The sequence below is a fragment of the Tundrisphaera macrotermitis genome, assembly GCF_051175315.1.
In the GTDB taxonomy this organism is placed as follows: Bacteria; Planctomycetota; Planctomycetia; order Isosphaerales; family Isosphaeraceae; genus Tundrisphaera.
In genome coordinates this window covers 300,072-314,018 of the sequence record NZ_CP195100.1, presented here as the reverse complement: position 1 = coordinate 314,018, position 13,947 = coordinate 300,072, and the positions used below count along the sequence as shown (strand labels likewise).

Here is a 13,947-nt window from a genome sequence, read left to right as displayed (position 1 = left end):
GAGTCCGGGTCGTCCACGGCGGCGGCTCCCGTCAGTCGACGAAGAGGAACTCGTTGCGGGCGAACAGGGTGCGGGCCAGGGCCGACCAGGCCAGGCCATCGATGTCCGCCGGGGCGATGCCGGTCGAGGCCAGGTCCTTCCGCTCGTCGTCGAGGAATGCGAGGGCTTCCGCCTCATCCTCGGCGGAGGGAAGCCGGGACAGGGCGGTCTCGAAGGCGAGGAGGAGGCGTGCCCGATCATCGGGGGTGGCAGCGACGAGTTTTCCGGCGAACGCCGACGCCTGGGCGTGGACGAACGGGTCGTTCAGGAAGAACAGGGCCTGGGTGGGTACCGTGGTGGCCGATCGGCGCGGGGTCGACGCATTGGGATCGGGCCCGTCGAACAGGGCCAGGAACGGGTGTCGCTTGAGCCGCTGGGTCATCAGGTAGACGCTGCGACGGTTCGTCTCGTAGACGGCGGCGAACGGGTTGTGCTGCGTGAAGGCCCAGGTCTCGACCGGCGGGAACGGGTGCGGCCCGGCGGGGCTGAGGTCCAGCGTGCCCGAGATGGCGAGCATGGCGTCGCGGATCTCCTCGGCGTCGAGCCTCCGGCGAGGGTATCGCGCGATCAGGTCCGGGGCGGAGTCGCCCGAGCCCGATTGCTGATAGACGGCGGAGAGCAGGATCGCCCGGTGCAGCGCCTTGACCGACCAGCCGCCGTCCATGAACCGCCGGGCGAGGTGGTCGAGCAACTCGGGATGGGAGGACGCGAGCCCCCGCCTGCCGAAGTCGTTCTCGGTGGCGACCAGCCCGCGGCCGAAGTGATGCTGCCAGATCCGATTCGCCATCACCCGGGCGGTCAGGGGGTTGGTCGGCCGCGTCAGCCAGTCGGCCAGCGCCAGCCGCCCGCTCCCCGAGTCGGGCGGGACGCGGTCGCCGCCGAGGACCTGCAGGAAGCGTCGGGGGACCGCCTCGCCGGGCGTCGTCGGCTCGCCCCGCTTCTGGATCCGGGCGTCGTGCGGCGTGCCATCGGCCACGGCATAGGCCACCGGGTAGGGTCCGGCTTTCTGGAGGCCGGCGAGGGACTGTTCCGCCTCGGCACGGCGACTGTCGAGGGCGTCGAGCGCGGACCGCAACTCGCCGAGCCGGACCGCGTCCGCTCGCCCAGCCGGGGGCGGGAACGGTGCGTCGGCGATCGCGAGGTTGTCGACGTCGCTGGTCGGCTTCGCGCCGGGGCGATGGCCGTAGCCATCGACGAACACGCAGTCGATCACCCCGTCCCAGCCCGGGGAAAACGGCTTGCCCTCGAACCGGGTCGAGTCGCCCGGCGGGCCGATCGTGCCCGAGTAGGTCCGGGCGTCGAGGTCGGCGACGATTTGAAGGTTGACCCACGCCCCCGGCACCAGCTCGCGGACCGGCTCGCGGGCTTCGCCGGACCGGGCGAAGAACCGCCCGCCGTTGAAATCCAATTCGATCGCGGCCGACTGCCCCGGCCCGTGCCCGAGGTAGATCCGATACGCCCCGTCGCCCGGCGAGACGATGCGGAAGTCGACGTTGAGGTGGATCCGGTCGTGGGTCGCGGGAGTATATGTGGCGGGCAAGGTCCGGACGAAGGCGTTGTTGGCCGCGTCGCCGGGGAGCCGGACGCCGCGCGACCCGAGGGGAAAGACGTCGGCGAAGGGGCTTTGCGACTCGGCCTCCACCCGGGCCCCGGCCAGGTGGCGCCAGGGATCCCCCGGGCCGGCCGCCAGCCGCTGCCCCTCGAACGAGCCGTCGCCGCCGGCCATCGCGCGGAACTCCGGCTCGATCGTGGCCCGGGTCGATTCGATCTCCTTGATTTCGGCGGCCAGCCGGGCGAGGCTCGCCTCGTGGGCCTGGCGTCGGGCGGCGGCCTCGGCGGGCGGGACCAGCGGCAGGAAGTCGCGCGGGCGGTTCTGCTCCTCGGAGCCGGGGAAGGCGTAGCGGGTGCTGTCGAAGATCCCGTAGAGGGCGTAGTAATCGGCCGCCGAGACCGGGTCGAACTTGTGGTCGTGGCAGCGGGCGCAGCCGAGGCTGAGGCCGAGGATCGACTGGCCCAGGGTGTCGATCGTGTCCTGGATCGTCAGGTGCTGGTAGTTCTGCGGGTCGAACCCGAACCGCCGCGACGTGGCGAGGAACCCGGTGGCCGTCACCGACTCGGCGTGCCGATCGGCGGGCTCGGTCGCCGCGATCAGGTCCCCGGCCACCTGCTCGCGGACGAACCGATCGAAGGGCTTATCCTTGTTGAATGCGTCGATGACATAGTCGCGGTACAGACCGGCCTCGGGGACGGGGAAGTCGGCCGTCTCCCCGGCGGTGTCGGCGTAGCGGACGACGTCGAGCCAGTGCCTTCCCCAGCGCTCGCCGTAGCGGGGGCTGGCCAGCAGGCGGTCGACGACCGCGGCGAAGGCGTCGGGCGCCGGGTCGGCCAGGAAGGCGGCGATTTCCCCGGGGGTGGGCGGCAGGCCGGTCAGGTCGAACGTGGCGCGGCGGATCAGCGCCCGGCGGTCGGCCGGGGACGCTGGACGAATCCCGGCGGCCTCGATCCGCGCCAGGATGAAACGGTCGATCTCGGTCCGGGGCCAGGATCGGTCGGTGGTCGTCGGCGCGGGAGGATCGCCGACGGGCTGGAACGACCAGTGACGGCGGTCGTCCTCGGTGATCTCCCCCGACCGGACCGGGACGGGCGTGTCGCCGCCGGGCCAGGGGGCGCCCCGCTCCACCCAGCGCTTCAGGGCGTCGACCTCAGCCGGGAGGAGCTTCCGGCCGGGCGGCATCGCCAGGTCGCCTTCGTGGTCGATCGCCCGGATCAGGAGGCTCGCCGCCGGGTCGCCGGGCACGATCGCCGGGCCGCCGTCGCCGCCCCGGATCAGGGCCGGGCGGGCGTCGAGCCGCAGGCCCGACTCCTGCTTCTTGTCCCCGTGGCACTTGACGCACGACTTCAGGAGGACCGGCCGGACCTCCCGCTCGAAGTCGGCCTCGCCCGGGCCATCGGCCGGCGGCGAGGCCATCGCCCCCGCCCCTGTTGCCAGCACGAAGAGCCAGGCCAGCCTTGATGCCAACGTCCGCATCAACTTGTTGCCTCCCCACGTGCTGGGCGATCGGAGCGACGTCGGATCACGTCTCGAGCACCATGCTTTCTGATCAAACGACGATACCACGCGGGACACGCCATCGGACATCGGATTGATGCCGGCCGATCGGTCAAGGCTTGCCGAGCACGAAGTCGAGCAGTCCTTCCAGATTGTCCGACGTGCCGTCGGGCTCGATCCCCAGCTCCTCCATCGGCAGGTGGAACCGGTTCACCCAGTAGGTCTTGTAGCCGAAGCTCTTCGCGCCGAAGGCATCCCACCCGCCGAACGCGCAGAAGGCGATCTCCTCCTTCCGGAGCTTCAGGTGCTCCATCCCCAGGGCATAGGCGCGGGGCTCCGGCTTGTAGGAGCCGTTGGCCTGGGTGCTCAGCAGCTCGTCGAAGAGGCCGGCGATCCCCGCCCTCTCGGCATTCGCCCGGAGCATCTCGGGGCTGAAGTTCGCGATGGTGATGACCCGGACGCCCGCGGCTTTCAGCCTCCGCAGGGCATCGGCCGCGTCCGGCCAGGGCTCCAGGGCGAGGTAGGCGTCGAGCAGCTTCTTCCGGGTCTCCGGGGTCAGGTCGAGCTTCATCATCCCGGCGGTGTAGGCCAGGGCATCCTCGGTGACCCGGAAGAAGTCGACCTGGCGGCCCGTGATCGACCGGAGGTAGCCGTACTCGAACTGCTTGGACCGCCACGCCCTGGCGAACTCGGCCCCCTTGCCGGGGAACGCCTTCTCGACGGCCGGGATGATGGAGTTCGCGTTGAAGATCACGAAATAGTCGAAGGCGACGGCCTTGAACCGCGGCGGAGTCGCCTCCTGCGCCAGGGCCGGAACTCCGGGCGTGAGAGGCATCGCGGCCAGGGACGACCACAGGAACAAGCGGGAAATCTTCATTTCATCACCACCAATGGAAAGGGCGACCTGGGATAGGCCTCGCGACGAGGACGTCCTCCCCGTCCGTCACCAATGGCCGGCGTGCGCGCCGCCGTCGACGTTCAGGATCTCGCCGGTGATGAAGGTGGCCGACTCCAGGTAGAGCACCGCATCGACGATCTCCCGGACCTCACCCAGCCGCCCGAGCGGATGGAGGCCGGCGAGCGAGGCCAGGGTCTCGGGGGCGTGCATCGGCGTCCTGATGACCCCCGGCGACACCGCGTTGACGCGGATGCCCCGGTCGGCGTACTCGATCGCCAATGAACGGGTGACCGCGTCCAGCCCCCCCTTGGTCAGCGACGCGAGCGCCGAGGGGACGCCCTTGACGGGCTGATGGACCAGCGTCGTCGTCATGTTGACGATGTGGCCGCCGCCCTGCGCGAGCATTTGCCGGACGGCGTGCTGGGTGACATGGAAGAAACCGGCCAGGTTCACCGAGGTCTTGCGGGCGAAGTCGGCCTCGGTGTAGTCGGTGAACGGCTTGGAGATGAAGATGCCGGCGTTGTTGACCAGCGTGTCGACGCGGCCGAAGGCTTCGACCGCGCCAGCGATCACCCGGCCGGCGACCTCGGGGTCGGCGATGTCGCCGCCGATGGCCAGCAGGTCGTCCGATGCGGCGGGGTCAATGGACCGGGAATTGGCGACGACGCGGTAGCCGCGATCGAGGAACCCGCGGACGAGCCCCGCGCCGATCCCCTGCGACGCCCCGGTGATGACGGCGACCTTTCGCGTGGAACTCATGGAGATCCTCCCGCTTCGATTGAATCATCCGGCGATTGCTCTCGATCCTCACGCGATTCCGGCCGACGCTCCCCGCTCGCGGCAAGTCCTGAGCATGGGGCATGATCGCCGATGCGACCACGGTTGGGAAGGCTCGTCTCGGTCGTGCAGAAAACCGGGCCGGTGATCCGGTTGACCGGAACCAGAGTCGCGATCAAAGGGCTTTAGCCGGGTTAGGCTTCTGGCAATGCCGCCCCCCGATCAGAAACGCTTTTCCTCGCACCTCGACACTCCGGTTCGCGCCCGCTTGCGTTTCGCCGGCCATCTTGCAACGTGGGCCCGGCGATCAGCTTTAGGGCGTTTGCCCGGGATCCGCCGGATCCTCCGCCCTTGTGCACAAGCTCGAACTCGACGCCGGGAGGAACGCCTCGTTCGCGATCGATGTCGGGGCCCTCACCCTGGAGATCGTCCGGACGACCGCCGTCCCCGAGCCGTCTACCCTGATCCTGTCCGGGATCGCGTTGCTTGCGGCGACGGTCACGCGAGCATGCCGGGCAAATTGACCTCGCGGCAATCCCGGATCCGGCCCATCACGGCGCCGAAGCCGGCTCGCTACCGGCAACTGCGGGCGGGCGCCTCGAGGCCCCGTACCTCGATCGCGCCGGCGCTTCTCCGTTCAGGGCGGGTCACGACCATGACGCGGGGATGCGGCCCCACGCAGGATGAGCGACTCGCGATCCGTCACGCCGCGATCCGATTCACCCAGGTTCTCATGTTCTATCGTCGCGGGTTCACGCCGATCGAGTAGCTGGTGGTGATCGCCACCATCGCCGTCCTGATCACCTTGGTCCTGCCCGCCGGCCAGGCGCGCGAGGACGCCCACCGGGCACATCGCATCGTCGGGATCAATTGAATTGAAATCCGAACGCACGATTTCGACAACTCCGACCGATGCTTCCCGTGCGCCGGCAGCACGGCCGCGAACGGCGTCACGACGTCCTCGATGCAGGCCCGGCTCTGCAGCCCAAGGCGAGCAGGCCAGTCCGCAGGGACTTGGGGACGACGCCCGGCCCGGCTTGGCCGGGGTTGCTTCGGGCATCGACGCCTCCCGGCACATCGTGGGTCGCCTGCCCGGGGCCGAGGCCGCGAGGGAGGCGGCCGGGACGATGGAATATCGCCGGGAGGACGGACTGGCCAAGGCCCCCCGATAGGCCACTCCCCCCGGCACGCGGTGCATGGCAAGAATCGCCGCCCCGACCAGGGCGTCGTCCCCGGCCGCTCTCGGCGGATGACGGGCAGCATCACGATCCCTGGACCGGATCGCATTCGCCCTCGATCCGCACCCGGATGCGGTCGCCCACCTCCGGGACACGCCCGAGGGGGGAGATCGGGAGGACCTGCCCCGCGGCGCGGACGATGGCGACCCGGCGGCCCCCCGTCGAGTCCGGGGGCCGCAGGTTGAGCCGCACGACCTCGGCCTCGACGCCGGGGCCTTCCTCGGCGAGCCGCGCCTGGTCCGGTCGAACGAGGATCAGGGACGGCCCGGGTCCCGTCCCGGGTGGCACGCGCACCGTCCCGAACGCCGTCTCGGCCTCGCCCCGGGCCGTGACCACGCCCGGCAGCAATTCACCCAGGCCCAGCGCCCGCACGGCCGACGCGTGCCTCGGGTGCAGCAGGAGGGTTTCGAGCCCGTCGTCGGCGACGAGCCGGCCCCGGTCGAGGACGATGACCCGCCGGGCCAGGTCCATCGCATCCGCTCGGGAATGCGACACCAGCACCAGCGTCGTGCCGAGGTCGTCGAGGAGCGACCGCAGCAGGTCGCGCATCTCGGCACGACGATCGTCGTCCAGGCTCGCGAACGGCTCGTCCATCAGGAGGAGCGCGGGCTCCTGGGCCAACGCCCGGGCCAACGCGATCCGCTGGCGTTCGCCGCCGGAGAGTTCGTCGAGCCTGGCGTCGGCGCGGTGCCGCAGGCCCACGCGGTCCAGCCAGATCCGAGCCCGTTCGATGCCGCCCCGGCCGTGCGCGGCGAAAGCGACCTGGCCGAGCGCCCGGAGGTTCGGGAACAGCGCGAGCCCCTGGAAGACCATTGCCACCCCACGGCGTTCGGGGGCGATCAGCACCCGTCCGGCGCGTGAGGCGGGCCTGCCGTCGATGGTGATCTCCCCCGTCGTCGGCGTTTCGAGCCCCGCGATCAGCCGCAGCAGGGTCGTCTTGCCGCTCCCCGAAGGGCCGAGCACGGCGAGGCGTTCGCCCCGGCCCAGAGCGAAGCCGACGCCTTCCAGGGCCCTTGCGTCGCCGAAGGACCGGCCCAGGTCGCGGACGCGGAGGGCTTCTCTCACGGCGAGCCTTTCTGGGGGCGACCGGCCCGGGGGCGCAGGGCCACCCCGAGCGACAACAATGCCAGCGGCAGGGCGATCACCGCGAGCAGGAGGATCTGGCAGGCCGCGATCTCCGGATCCTGGCCCCGCCTCATGAAGGTCATGACCGACGGCGCGAACAGGGGCTTGCCGGGCGGCGCGATCAGGACGGTCGCGCCGATCTCGGTCGCCGATAGCACGTAGACGGCGAGCCACGCCGCCACCAGTCCCGGAACTGCGTTCGGGAGGACCACGGCGAGGAACCGCCCGGCGGGCCCCCTCCCCGCGAGCGCCGCCGCGTCCTCCAACTCCCGGGGGACTCGGGCGAGCGCCCCCTGGGCCAGGAAGACGGCGACCGGGAGGAAGCGGGCGAACCAGGCCAGGAGGACGATCGCCGAGCTGCGGTAGACGGCGGCCCCGGCCCCGCGATTCCAGAGGATGACCAGGCCCAGGCCCACGATCGGGGCCGGCACCGCCACGCCGGCGCCCAACCCTCCCAGGATCGGTCCCCAACCGGCCCGCGACGCCAGCCTGGCCAGGCCGGTCGCGAAGGTCGTGGCGAGCGTCGCCGCCAGCCCGGCGAGCAGGACCGTGCGGATGGCATCGTCGTGGGCGAGTTCCCACACCCCCCGGAAGGAACCGGACAGGCCGGACGCCCGCACGAGCCTGTGCCTGCCCTGCATGGCCGACCCGGACGCGTTCGCCGAGGCGGCGAGCCAGCCCAGCGACGCGGACGGCAGGATCAGGGCCGGGGTGATCGCGACCAGCGTGATGAGCCCGGCCGCGAGATGCCCCGCGCGGCCCGCCCGCCGCCCGGCGAACCGGGGGACCTCGCCCTCCAGCCCGGCCAGGCTCGCGACCCGCCCCCGCGCGAGCACGTAGGCACCCAGGGCCGCCGCGGCGACGACGACCGGCATGAGCGGCAGGCTCAGGGCCGAGGCCGCCGCCAGGTCGCCCTCCTGGATCCGCTCGTAGATCGCCTCGCCGACCGTCCGCACGCGCAGGAGCTGCGGCACCGGGAACTCGGTCAGCGTCAGGGCGAAGACCAGCAACGCGGCGCCGAGGGCCGGAGGGGCGAAGACGGACGCCCCGATCCTCCAGACGCCGCGCCTCCCCTGCGCGAGCCTCGCCTCCTCGAAGACCCGGTGGTCGGTGCGGCGGGAGGCGCCGGCCACGGCCAGCGCCACGACGGGGAACAGGCACCCGCCCATGACCACGCCGACCGCCGGCCAGGAATAGATGAACCCCGGGACCGTGAATCGCGCCAGCTCGACCGGGCCGGCCGGGCGTGGGCCGAGGCCGAGCCAAACGGCGACGGGCCGGGCGACCCTGCCGGCGGGTCCGAGGAGGACGATCGCGGACTCGGCGACGACGTAGGGCGGCATCATCAGGGCGAGCAGCCCCAACGCCCAGGATACGCGCCGGGGGCCGGGCCTCGACCGCTCGACGAGCAGCGCGAACGGCACCCCGAGGGCCAGCGCGACCAGCGAGGCGGCCAGGGCCGTCCCCGCCGAGCCCCGGAGCGGCCCGGCGACGGACTCGAACTCCGCCGCGACCGCCCGCCATCTCAGCCCGGACCCGAGCAGGGCGGCCAGGAGGGGCGAGAGGACGACGGCGAAGGCCATCAGGATGGCCGCGGCTGCCAGGGGCTTGCGGAGTGCCATCATCGGCCCAGCAGGATCTCCTTGATGGCCTTCGTCGCCTCGCCGTAGCCCCTGGCCGCCGCGGCCCAGTCCACGTCCATGGCCCGGATCCCCCGGGGGATCCACGGCGGCCGGACGTCCCGGGCGACGCTCCCCGGCAGCAGCCCCACGGTCTGGGCCGGGCCGGCGGCGAGGATCTCCTCGGTCCGCTCGGACAGGAGGAACCGGAGCAGTCGCTCCGCCTCGGCCGGGTGCGGGCCGCCCGCGACCAGCGCCACGCTGCTGAAGCCCTCCATGCAGCCGATCTCGCCCGGCCCCTGGTCGGGGACGACGATGGCGACCGGCTTGCCGTCGTCCGCGGCGACGTGGGCGTCGATCGAACTGGTGATCCCGAACCACAGTTCGCCCGAGGCGACCCTCTTGGTCACGTCGGCCATGCCGCCGCAGAGGGCGACGTCGTTGGCCTTCAGGTCCGCGAGCCAACGCCGGGCCTTCTCCGGGCCGAGCACCTGGAACAACGCCGCGACGTGCGCCGCCATGCCGCCGAACAGGGGATTGGCGATCCCCACATGCCCCTTGTAGCGCGGGTCGGCGAGGTCGCGATACGAGCGGGGCCTCGCCTCGGGCCCGAAGACGTCGGTGTTGACGATCAGCACGCGGTAGGCGGCGGCGAAGCCGAGCCAGCGGCCCTCCGCGTCGCGTGGTGCCGGGCCGTGGGCCGCGACCAGGTCGGCCGGGGCCGGGGCCAGGCAGCCGTCGTCGGCGAGCATCGCGTGGAAGAAGGCGCCGCCGCCCCAGAGCACGTCGCAGCGCGGGTTCGTCTTCTCCTGGCGGATCGCCTGGACGAGCCCGACCGCCTTGGCGGCCTCGGTGTCGAACTTGGCCTCGACGCGGATGCCCGTCTCCGCCTCGAAGCGGTCGATGAGTTCCTGCGCGGTCTCGCGGTCGGTCACGGAGTAGAGGACGACCGTGGGCCGGTCTGGGCTCGCACGCCCCGGAAGGCCCACCCGCCCGGCCCGGGAGAGCGTCACGGCCAGGGCGGAGGCGAGGACGAGAGCGACGACCGCTCCGGCCATGATCGGGGTGCGTCGGGCCATCCCTACCTTTCCTCCTTCGGCGACCCGGCGGGATCGCGACCGGCCTGCCGGGGTCGATTGCATCCGGGGCCGCGGCATTATACAACGGTCGAACCGATTATTCCCGCCCCCGGATCCGCCCCGGTCGAGATCGGGGCGGGCTTCGTGATCCCGGACTCCATCCGCGATCGCCGCCGCCCCGGCCCGCGGGGCCATCCAAAGGGCTCCCATGCGAACACTCCTCGCGATCATCGCCGCCGGCCTGCTCTCCCCGGCCCTGGCCCCTGCGGCCCGGGGCGACGACGGGTCGACCCGGGAGTTCGAGGTCCGCGACGATCGGCCCTTCCTCGGCGGCCATGAGGTCGACCTCTGGGGCCTGCGGTGCGGGAATGCTCTGTACAGCCCCACGGTGACCGAGCGGCACGTCAACAACCTCGACAACATGGTCGCCCACGGCATCAACCTGATCGGCGTCTCGATCCAGGGCTGCCACGGCGGCTGGCCCAACCCCGACGCGGGGCTCGACGGATTCCGCCGCGACGGCCGGCTGAAGCCCGAGGTCGCCGCCCGGCTGGAATGGCTGATCCGCGAGGCCGACAAGCGAGGCATGGTCGTCGCGGTCCAGATCCTCTCGAACCGCAAGCAGCACGAACTGCGCGACGAGGCGGCGATCCGCCGCGCCATCGAGGAGACGGCCCGCTTTCTGGAAACCCGGAAGCTCCGCAACGTCTTCGTCGACCTGATCCATACCTTCGACCACGCCGAGCGGGCCGACCACGACATCCTCCGCGAGCCCGACGGCGTGGCCAAGCGGGCCCGGATGGCCGGCTGGTTCAAGGCGATCGCCCCGGGCATCGAGGTCGGGGCCTGCCTGTCCTCCCGATCCGAGGCCCCGGACACGTTCGCCGGGATGGACCTGCGGGCCATCCAGAAGGACGACCCGATCCCGACGCAGGGCTTCGTCGTCAACGTCGAGACCCTGCGGCAGGACACCTACCAGAATGACGGCTGGTTCAACGACGGCCACCAGGCCTACATCCTGGCCGACTGCGACCGCTACCTGAAGGCACCGAACGCGGTGATGATGCTCCACGCCGCCTACATCCAGGGGATCACCAACTTCAGCGGCACGGCCCCGCACCCCGAGATGGGGGGCGACGGCACCGGGCCGCCCGAACGCGGAGTCCGGTTCTACTACGAATGGGTCCGCGATCACGTCGGCCGCTACGAATACCCCCGCCATATCAGGGGCGGGCAATAGGCCGGCAACCCGTCGCAATCGGGGTCAGACGGAAGTAAGATGGGTCGCCATCGACGAGGTCCCGTCGATCTCCCCCTCGCTTGCGACCGAGAATTGACATGAGATCCCCCCTTCGTCGAGGCTTCACGCTGATCGAGCTGCTGGTGGTGATCGCGATCATCGCCGTGCTGCTCGGCCTGCTGCTGCCGGCGGTCCAGGCGGCCCGCGAGGCGGCCCGGCGGATGCAGTGCTCCAACAATCTCAAGCAGATCGGCCTCGCCCTGCACAACTACGAGGGGACGCACGGCCGGCTGCCCTCGGCCCGCACCGGCTCGCCGCACCTGTGGTCGGCCCAGGCCCAGATCCTCCCCAGCCTGGAGGGCGGGGCCCTCTACAACGCGATCAACTTCAGCCTCCCGGAACTGCCCCCTACCGCGACCTCGCCCCTGGGCGCGGCGAACGCCACGGCCGTCGCCACCAGGATCGCGACCTACCTCTGCCCGAGCGACCCGCGCACGGAGGGGTTCTCGCCCGCCCTGGCCCCGAACAACTACATGGCCATCGCGGGGTCGGGGACCACCAACGGCGGCAGCATCCGCCAGGTCGACTTCGCGGGCGTCCCCGACGGCCTGTTCTACGACGTCTCGGCGGTCCGCTTCGCCGACGTCACCGACGGGCTGTCGAACACGGCGGCCTACGGCGAGACGCTCAAGGGCCCCGGCGTCGACACCACCGGCCCGGCCCCGAGCGATCCACGGCTCCAGTACGCCCAGGGCCCCGGCGGCACGGCGATCACCGACGCCTTCTGCGCGTCGATCACCTTCTGGAACGGCCAGCGCGGCCAGGAATGGGCCCGCGGGAGCCTGAATTTCGCGACGACGAACCACGCGCTGACGCCGAACAACAAGGCCCCGGACTGCCTCTCCCAGAACGTCATCGGCCGTCTTGCAGCGAGGAGCCGGCACCCCGGAGGCGTCAACCTCCTGCTGGCGGACGGCCACGTCCGGTTCATCAAGGACGCGGTCGCCCCGGCGACGTGGCGGGCGCTCTCGACCCGCTCCGGCGGCGAGGTGATCTCGGGCGACGGCCTGTGAGCGTGTGCCGCCCGATGACTCGGATGAGGAATCTCCCATGATTGCGTCGCGGTCGTGCCTCTTCGTCGCGGCACTGGTCCTCCTGCCCGGGACGGGCCTCGCCATCGCCGCCGATGCCCCGGCGACCCCGACCCGGGAGTTCGAGATCCGGGGCGACCGTCCTTACCTGGGGGGCGAGCCGGTGAAGCTCTGGGGGCTGCGGTGCGGCAACGCCCTGATGAGCCCGGCCGTCACCGAGCGGCACGTCCGCTGCCTGGACAACCTGGCCGCCCACGGGATCAACCTGATCGCCGTGGGGATGCAGGGCACCAACGGCGGCTTCCCCAGCGTCGACGCCGGGCCCAACGCCTACCTGCCCGACGGCCGGCTCCAGGCCGGGTTCGCGAAGCGGCTGGAATGGCTGGCCCGCGAGGCCGACCGGCGGGGCATGGTGGTCGCGATCTACCTGTTCCAGCCCCGCAAGGACCAGGAGTTGCGCGACGAGGCGGCGATCCGCCGCGCCATCGAGGAGACGGGCCGTCTCCTCGCCGAGCGCAAGTTGCGGAACACCTTCGTCAACATCATGCACGAGTTCAGCCACCCGGTCCGGGCCGACCACGACATCCTCCGCGAGCCCGACGGGGCCGCCAGGAAGGCCAGGCTCACCGCCTGGTTCAAGGCCGTCGCCCCGGACATCGAGGCCGGCATCTGCCCGAACCACAACTCGGGCTCGCCGGTGGTCTACCCGGGGGCGGACCTGCGGTTCTTCCAGGAAGACATGCCGATCCCGGCCGAGGGGTTCGCCGTCAACGTCGAGACCCACGACAACGACGAGCCGGGCAACGAGGGGGTCTTCAACCGCTTCCACCGGGCGTCGATGGAGGCCGACTGGGCCAAATACCTGGACAAGCCCCGGCTGGCGATGATCTTCCACAGCTCCTACGGCGAGGGGATCACCAACGTGGCCGGCACCGGTCCGAATCCCGAGATGGGAGGATACGGCACCGGCCCGTCCGACAAGGGGGTGCGTTTCTACCACGAGTGGGTCCGGGATCACGCCGGCCGGTGGGAGTACCCCAGGCATGTGCCGATCCGATGAACGAAGTCGCCGGCCGGTGGGATTTCGCCGGGGCAATGAACAAAATCCCAGGCCAAGCCATCCCTGATGAGTTGGGGGAGGATCGGGGCTCTGTACAGTACGCCCGGCGGGTGCTCCTCGCGATGATGACACCGGAACTCGTACTCGGCCAGGTACACCGGGGATTTCTCCCGGTCCGCCCCATGGCAGAGCCGGTGCAGCCGCTTCGCATAGCTCCAGAAGCCCTCGATCCCGTTGATGTGCGCCGGCCCGTCGGCGAAGACCTCGCCGCGGTCGGTCGGCATGTGCTTGCCGAACCGGGACAGGTCGTCGTAGCCGGAGAACTCGCCGGTGCAGAGCACCGGACCCCGACCGCGGCGGCCTCGATCTTTGCCATCAGCGTCTCCTTCTTGCAGTCGGGCACGGCCACAATGTCGACCTTGCCGGCCCGCTCCATGACGCCGAAGACGGCCACTTTCCCGGCCGCACCCCGCCCTCGCTTGCCCGTCGGCTTGCCGCCGAAGTACGACTTGCCCAGCTCCAATTCTCCTCGGCCGCCGGATCGGCCATCGACAGGTGATACCCCATGAAGCCCCGGTAGGCGGTCGGGCACGAGCAGCGGGCGGCATGGTGGGCGGTGGCCGACAGGCAGAACGCCTTGAGCAGCTCCCGGCGGATACGCCGCCGCTCGAAGCTCCATTTGCGACGGCAGGCGGGGCATCGCGGTTGCCGCTCGTGGGAGGGACGGGTGGC

Annotated in this window: 12 protein-coding genes and 1 pseudogene; 4 read left to right on the top strand and 9 right to left on the bottom strand. The window is 71.4% G+C overall.

Going from position 1 to position 13,947, the window contains the following annotated elements; genetic code table 11:
* Positions 1 to 31: 31 nt before the first annotated feature.
* The 3 genes from TA3x_RS01300 to TA3x_RS01290 form a co-directional block, all read right to left on the bottom strand.
* Positions 32 to 3,067 carry a PSD1 and planctomycete cytochrome C domain-containing protein gene (locus TA3x_RS01300; RefSeq protein WP_435022479.1) on the bottom strand — a complete coding sequence of 1,012 codons (3,036 nt, stop codon included), beginning with the start codon at positions 3,065 to 3,067 and terminating at the stop codon, positions 32 to 34.
* A 133-nt stretch (positions 3,068 to 3,200) separates the two neighbouring features.
* Entirely contained in the window at positions 3,201 to 3,965 is a 765-nt protein-coding gene (locus tag TA3x_RS01295) for a haloacid dehalogenase type II (RefSeq protein WP_435018298.1), read from the bottom strand.
* A gap of 66 nt (positions 3,966 to 4,031) precedes the next feature.
* On the bottom strand, positions 4,032 to 4,745 hold the full coding sequence (locus tag TA3x_RS01290) for an SDR family NAD(P)-dependent oxidoreductase (RefSeq protein WP_435018297.1): 714 nt from the start codon (positions 4,743 to 4,745) through the stop codon (positions 4,032 to 4,034).
* 371 nt (positions 4,746 to 5,116) lie between these two features.
* Between TA3x_RS01290 and TA3x_RS01285 the strand changes: the two genes are divergently transcribed.
* Positions 5,117 to 5,287, top strand: a complete 171-nt coding sequence (locus TA3x_RS01285; RefSeq protein ID WP_435018296.1) for a PEP-CTERM sorting domain-containing protein — start codon at positions 5,117 to 5,119, stop codon at positions 5,285 to 5,287.
* Positions 5,288 to 5,400: 113 nt separating this feature from the next.
* Here TA3x_RS01285 and TA3x_RS01280 read toward each other — a convergent pair whose 3' ends face one another.
* The 4 genes from TA3x_RS01280 to TA3x_RS01265 form a co-directional block, all read right to left on the bottom strand.
* A complete protein-coding gene (locus TA3x_RS01280) occupies positions 5,401 to 5,655 on the bottom strand; it encodes a hypothetical protein (RefSeq protein ID WP_435018295.1) in 255 nt (84 codons plus the stop codon).
* A gap of 370 nt (positions 5,656 to 6,025) precedes the next feature.
* Positions 6,026 to 7,066, bottom strand: coding sequence for an ABC transporter ATP-binding protein (locus tag TA3x_RS01275; RefSeq protein WP_435018294.1), 1,041 nt, complete (start codon positions 7,064 to 7,066; stop codon positions 6,026 to 6,028).
* Positions 7,063 to 8,751 carry an ABC transporter permease gene (locus tag TA3x_RS01270; protein ID WP_435018293.1) on the bottom strand — a complete coding sequence of 563 codons (1,689 nt, stop codon included), beginning with the start codon at positions 8,749 to 8,751 and terminating at the stop codon, positions 7,063 to 7,065. The genes TA3x_RS01275 and TA3x_RS01270 overlap by 4 nt, the downstream gene beginning before the upstream one ends.
* The gene (locus TA3x_RS01265; protein WP_435018292.1) at positions 8,748 to 9,824 is read right to left on the bottom strand and encodes an extracellular solute-binding protein; all 1,077 of its coding nucleotides are present in this window, start codon (positions 9,822 to 9,824) and stop codon (positions 8,748 to 8,750) included. The genes TA3x_RS01270 and TA3x_RS01265 overlap by 4 nt, the downstream gene beginning before the upstream one ends.
* Before the next feature lie 208 nt (positions 9,825 to 10,032).
* Here TA3x_RS01265 and TA3x_RS01260 point away from each other — a divergent pair, with 208 nt between their 5' ends.
* The 3 genes from TA3x_RS01260 to TA3x_RS01250 all read left to right on the top strand — a co-directional run bounded on the left by TA3x_RS01260 (position 10,033) and on the right by TA3x_RS01250 (position 13,215).
* Positions 10,033 to 11,064 (top strand): hypothetical protein, encoded by a 1,032-nt coding sequence (locus TA3x_RS01260; protein WP_435018291.1) that lies wholly within the window; start codon positions 10,033 to 10,035, stop codon positions 11,062 to 11,064.
* 98 nt (positions 11,065 to 11,162) lie between these two features.
* A complete protein-coding gene (locus tag TA3x_RS01255; RefSeq protein ID WP_435018290.1) occupies positions 11,163 to 12,137 on the top strand; it encodes a DUF1559 domain-containing protein in 975 nt (324 codons plus the stop codon).
* A gap of 37 nt (positions 12,138 to 12,174) precedes the next feature.
* Entirely contained in the window at positions 12,175 to 13,215 is a 1,041-nt protein-coding gene (locus TA3x_RS01250; RefSeq protein ID WP_435018289.1) for a hypothetical protein, read from the top strand.
* On the opposite strand, the gene TA3x_RS01245 is transcribed toward TA3x_RS01250, so the two are convergent.
* The gene (locus TA3x_RS01245; RefSeq protein WP_435022487.1) at positions 13,170 to 13,556 is read right to left on the bottom strand and encodes a hypothetical protein; all 387 of its coding nucleotides are present in this window, start codon (positions 13,554 to 13,556) and stop codon (positions 13,170 to 13,172) included. The two genes, TA3x_RS01250 and TA3x_RS01245, sit on opposite strands and share 46 nt — an antisense overlap.
* 34 nt (positions 13,557 to 13,590) lie before the next feature.
* Positions 13,591 to 13,741: pseudogene (locus TA3x_RS01240) on the bottom strand (IS1595 family transposase); the annotation flags it as partial.
* Between the last annotated feature and the right edge of the window lie 206 nt (positions 13,742 to 13,947).

Coding starts and splice junctions, on each gene's coding strand:
- TA3x_RS01300 (WP_435022479.1), bottom strand. CDS start 3,067: ATGCGGACGTTGGCATCAAGGCTGGCCTGGCTCTTCGTGCTGGCAACA.
- TA3x_RS01295 (WP_435018298.1), bottom strand. CDS start 3,965: ATGAAGATTTCCCGCTTGTTCCTGTGGTCGTCCCTGGCCGCGATGCCT.
- TA3x_RS01290 (WP_435018297.1), bottom strand. CDS start 4,745: ATGAGTTCCACGCGAAAGGTCGCCGTCATCACCGGGGCGTCGCAGGGG.
- TA3x_RS01270 (WP_435018293.1), bottom strand. CDS start 8,751: ATGATGGCACTCCGCAAGCCCCTGGCAGCCGCGGCCATCCTGATGGCC.
- TA3x_RS01265 (WP_435018292.1), bottom strand. CDS start 9,824: ATGGCCCGACGCACCCCGATCATGGCCGGAGCGGTCGTCGCTCTCGTC.
- TA3x_RS01260 (WP_435018291.1), top strand. CDS start 10,033: ATGCGAACACTCCTCGCGATCATCGCCGCCGGCCTGCTCTCCCCGGCC.
- TA3x_RS01255 (WP_435018290.1), top strand. CDS start 11,163: ATGAGATCCCCCCTTCGTCGAGGCTTCACGCTGATCGAGCTGCTGGTG.
- TA3x_RS01250 (WP_435018289.1), top strand. CDS start 12,175: ATGATTGCGTCGCGGTCGTGCCTCTTCGTCGCGGCACTGGTCCTCCTG.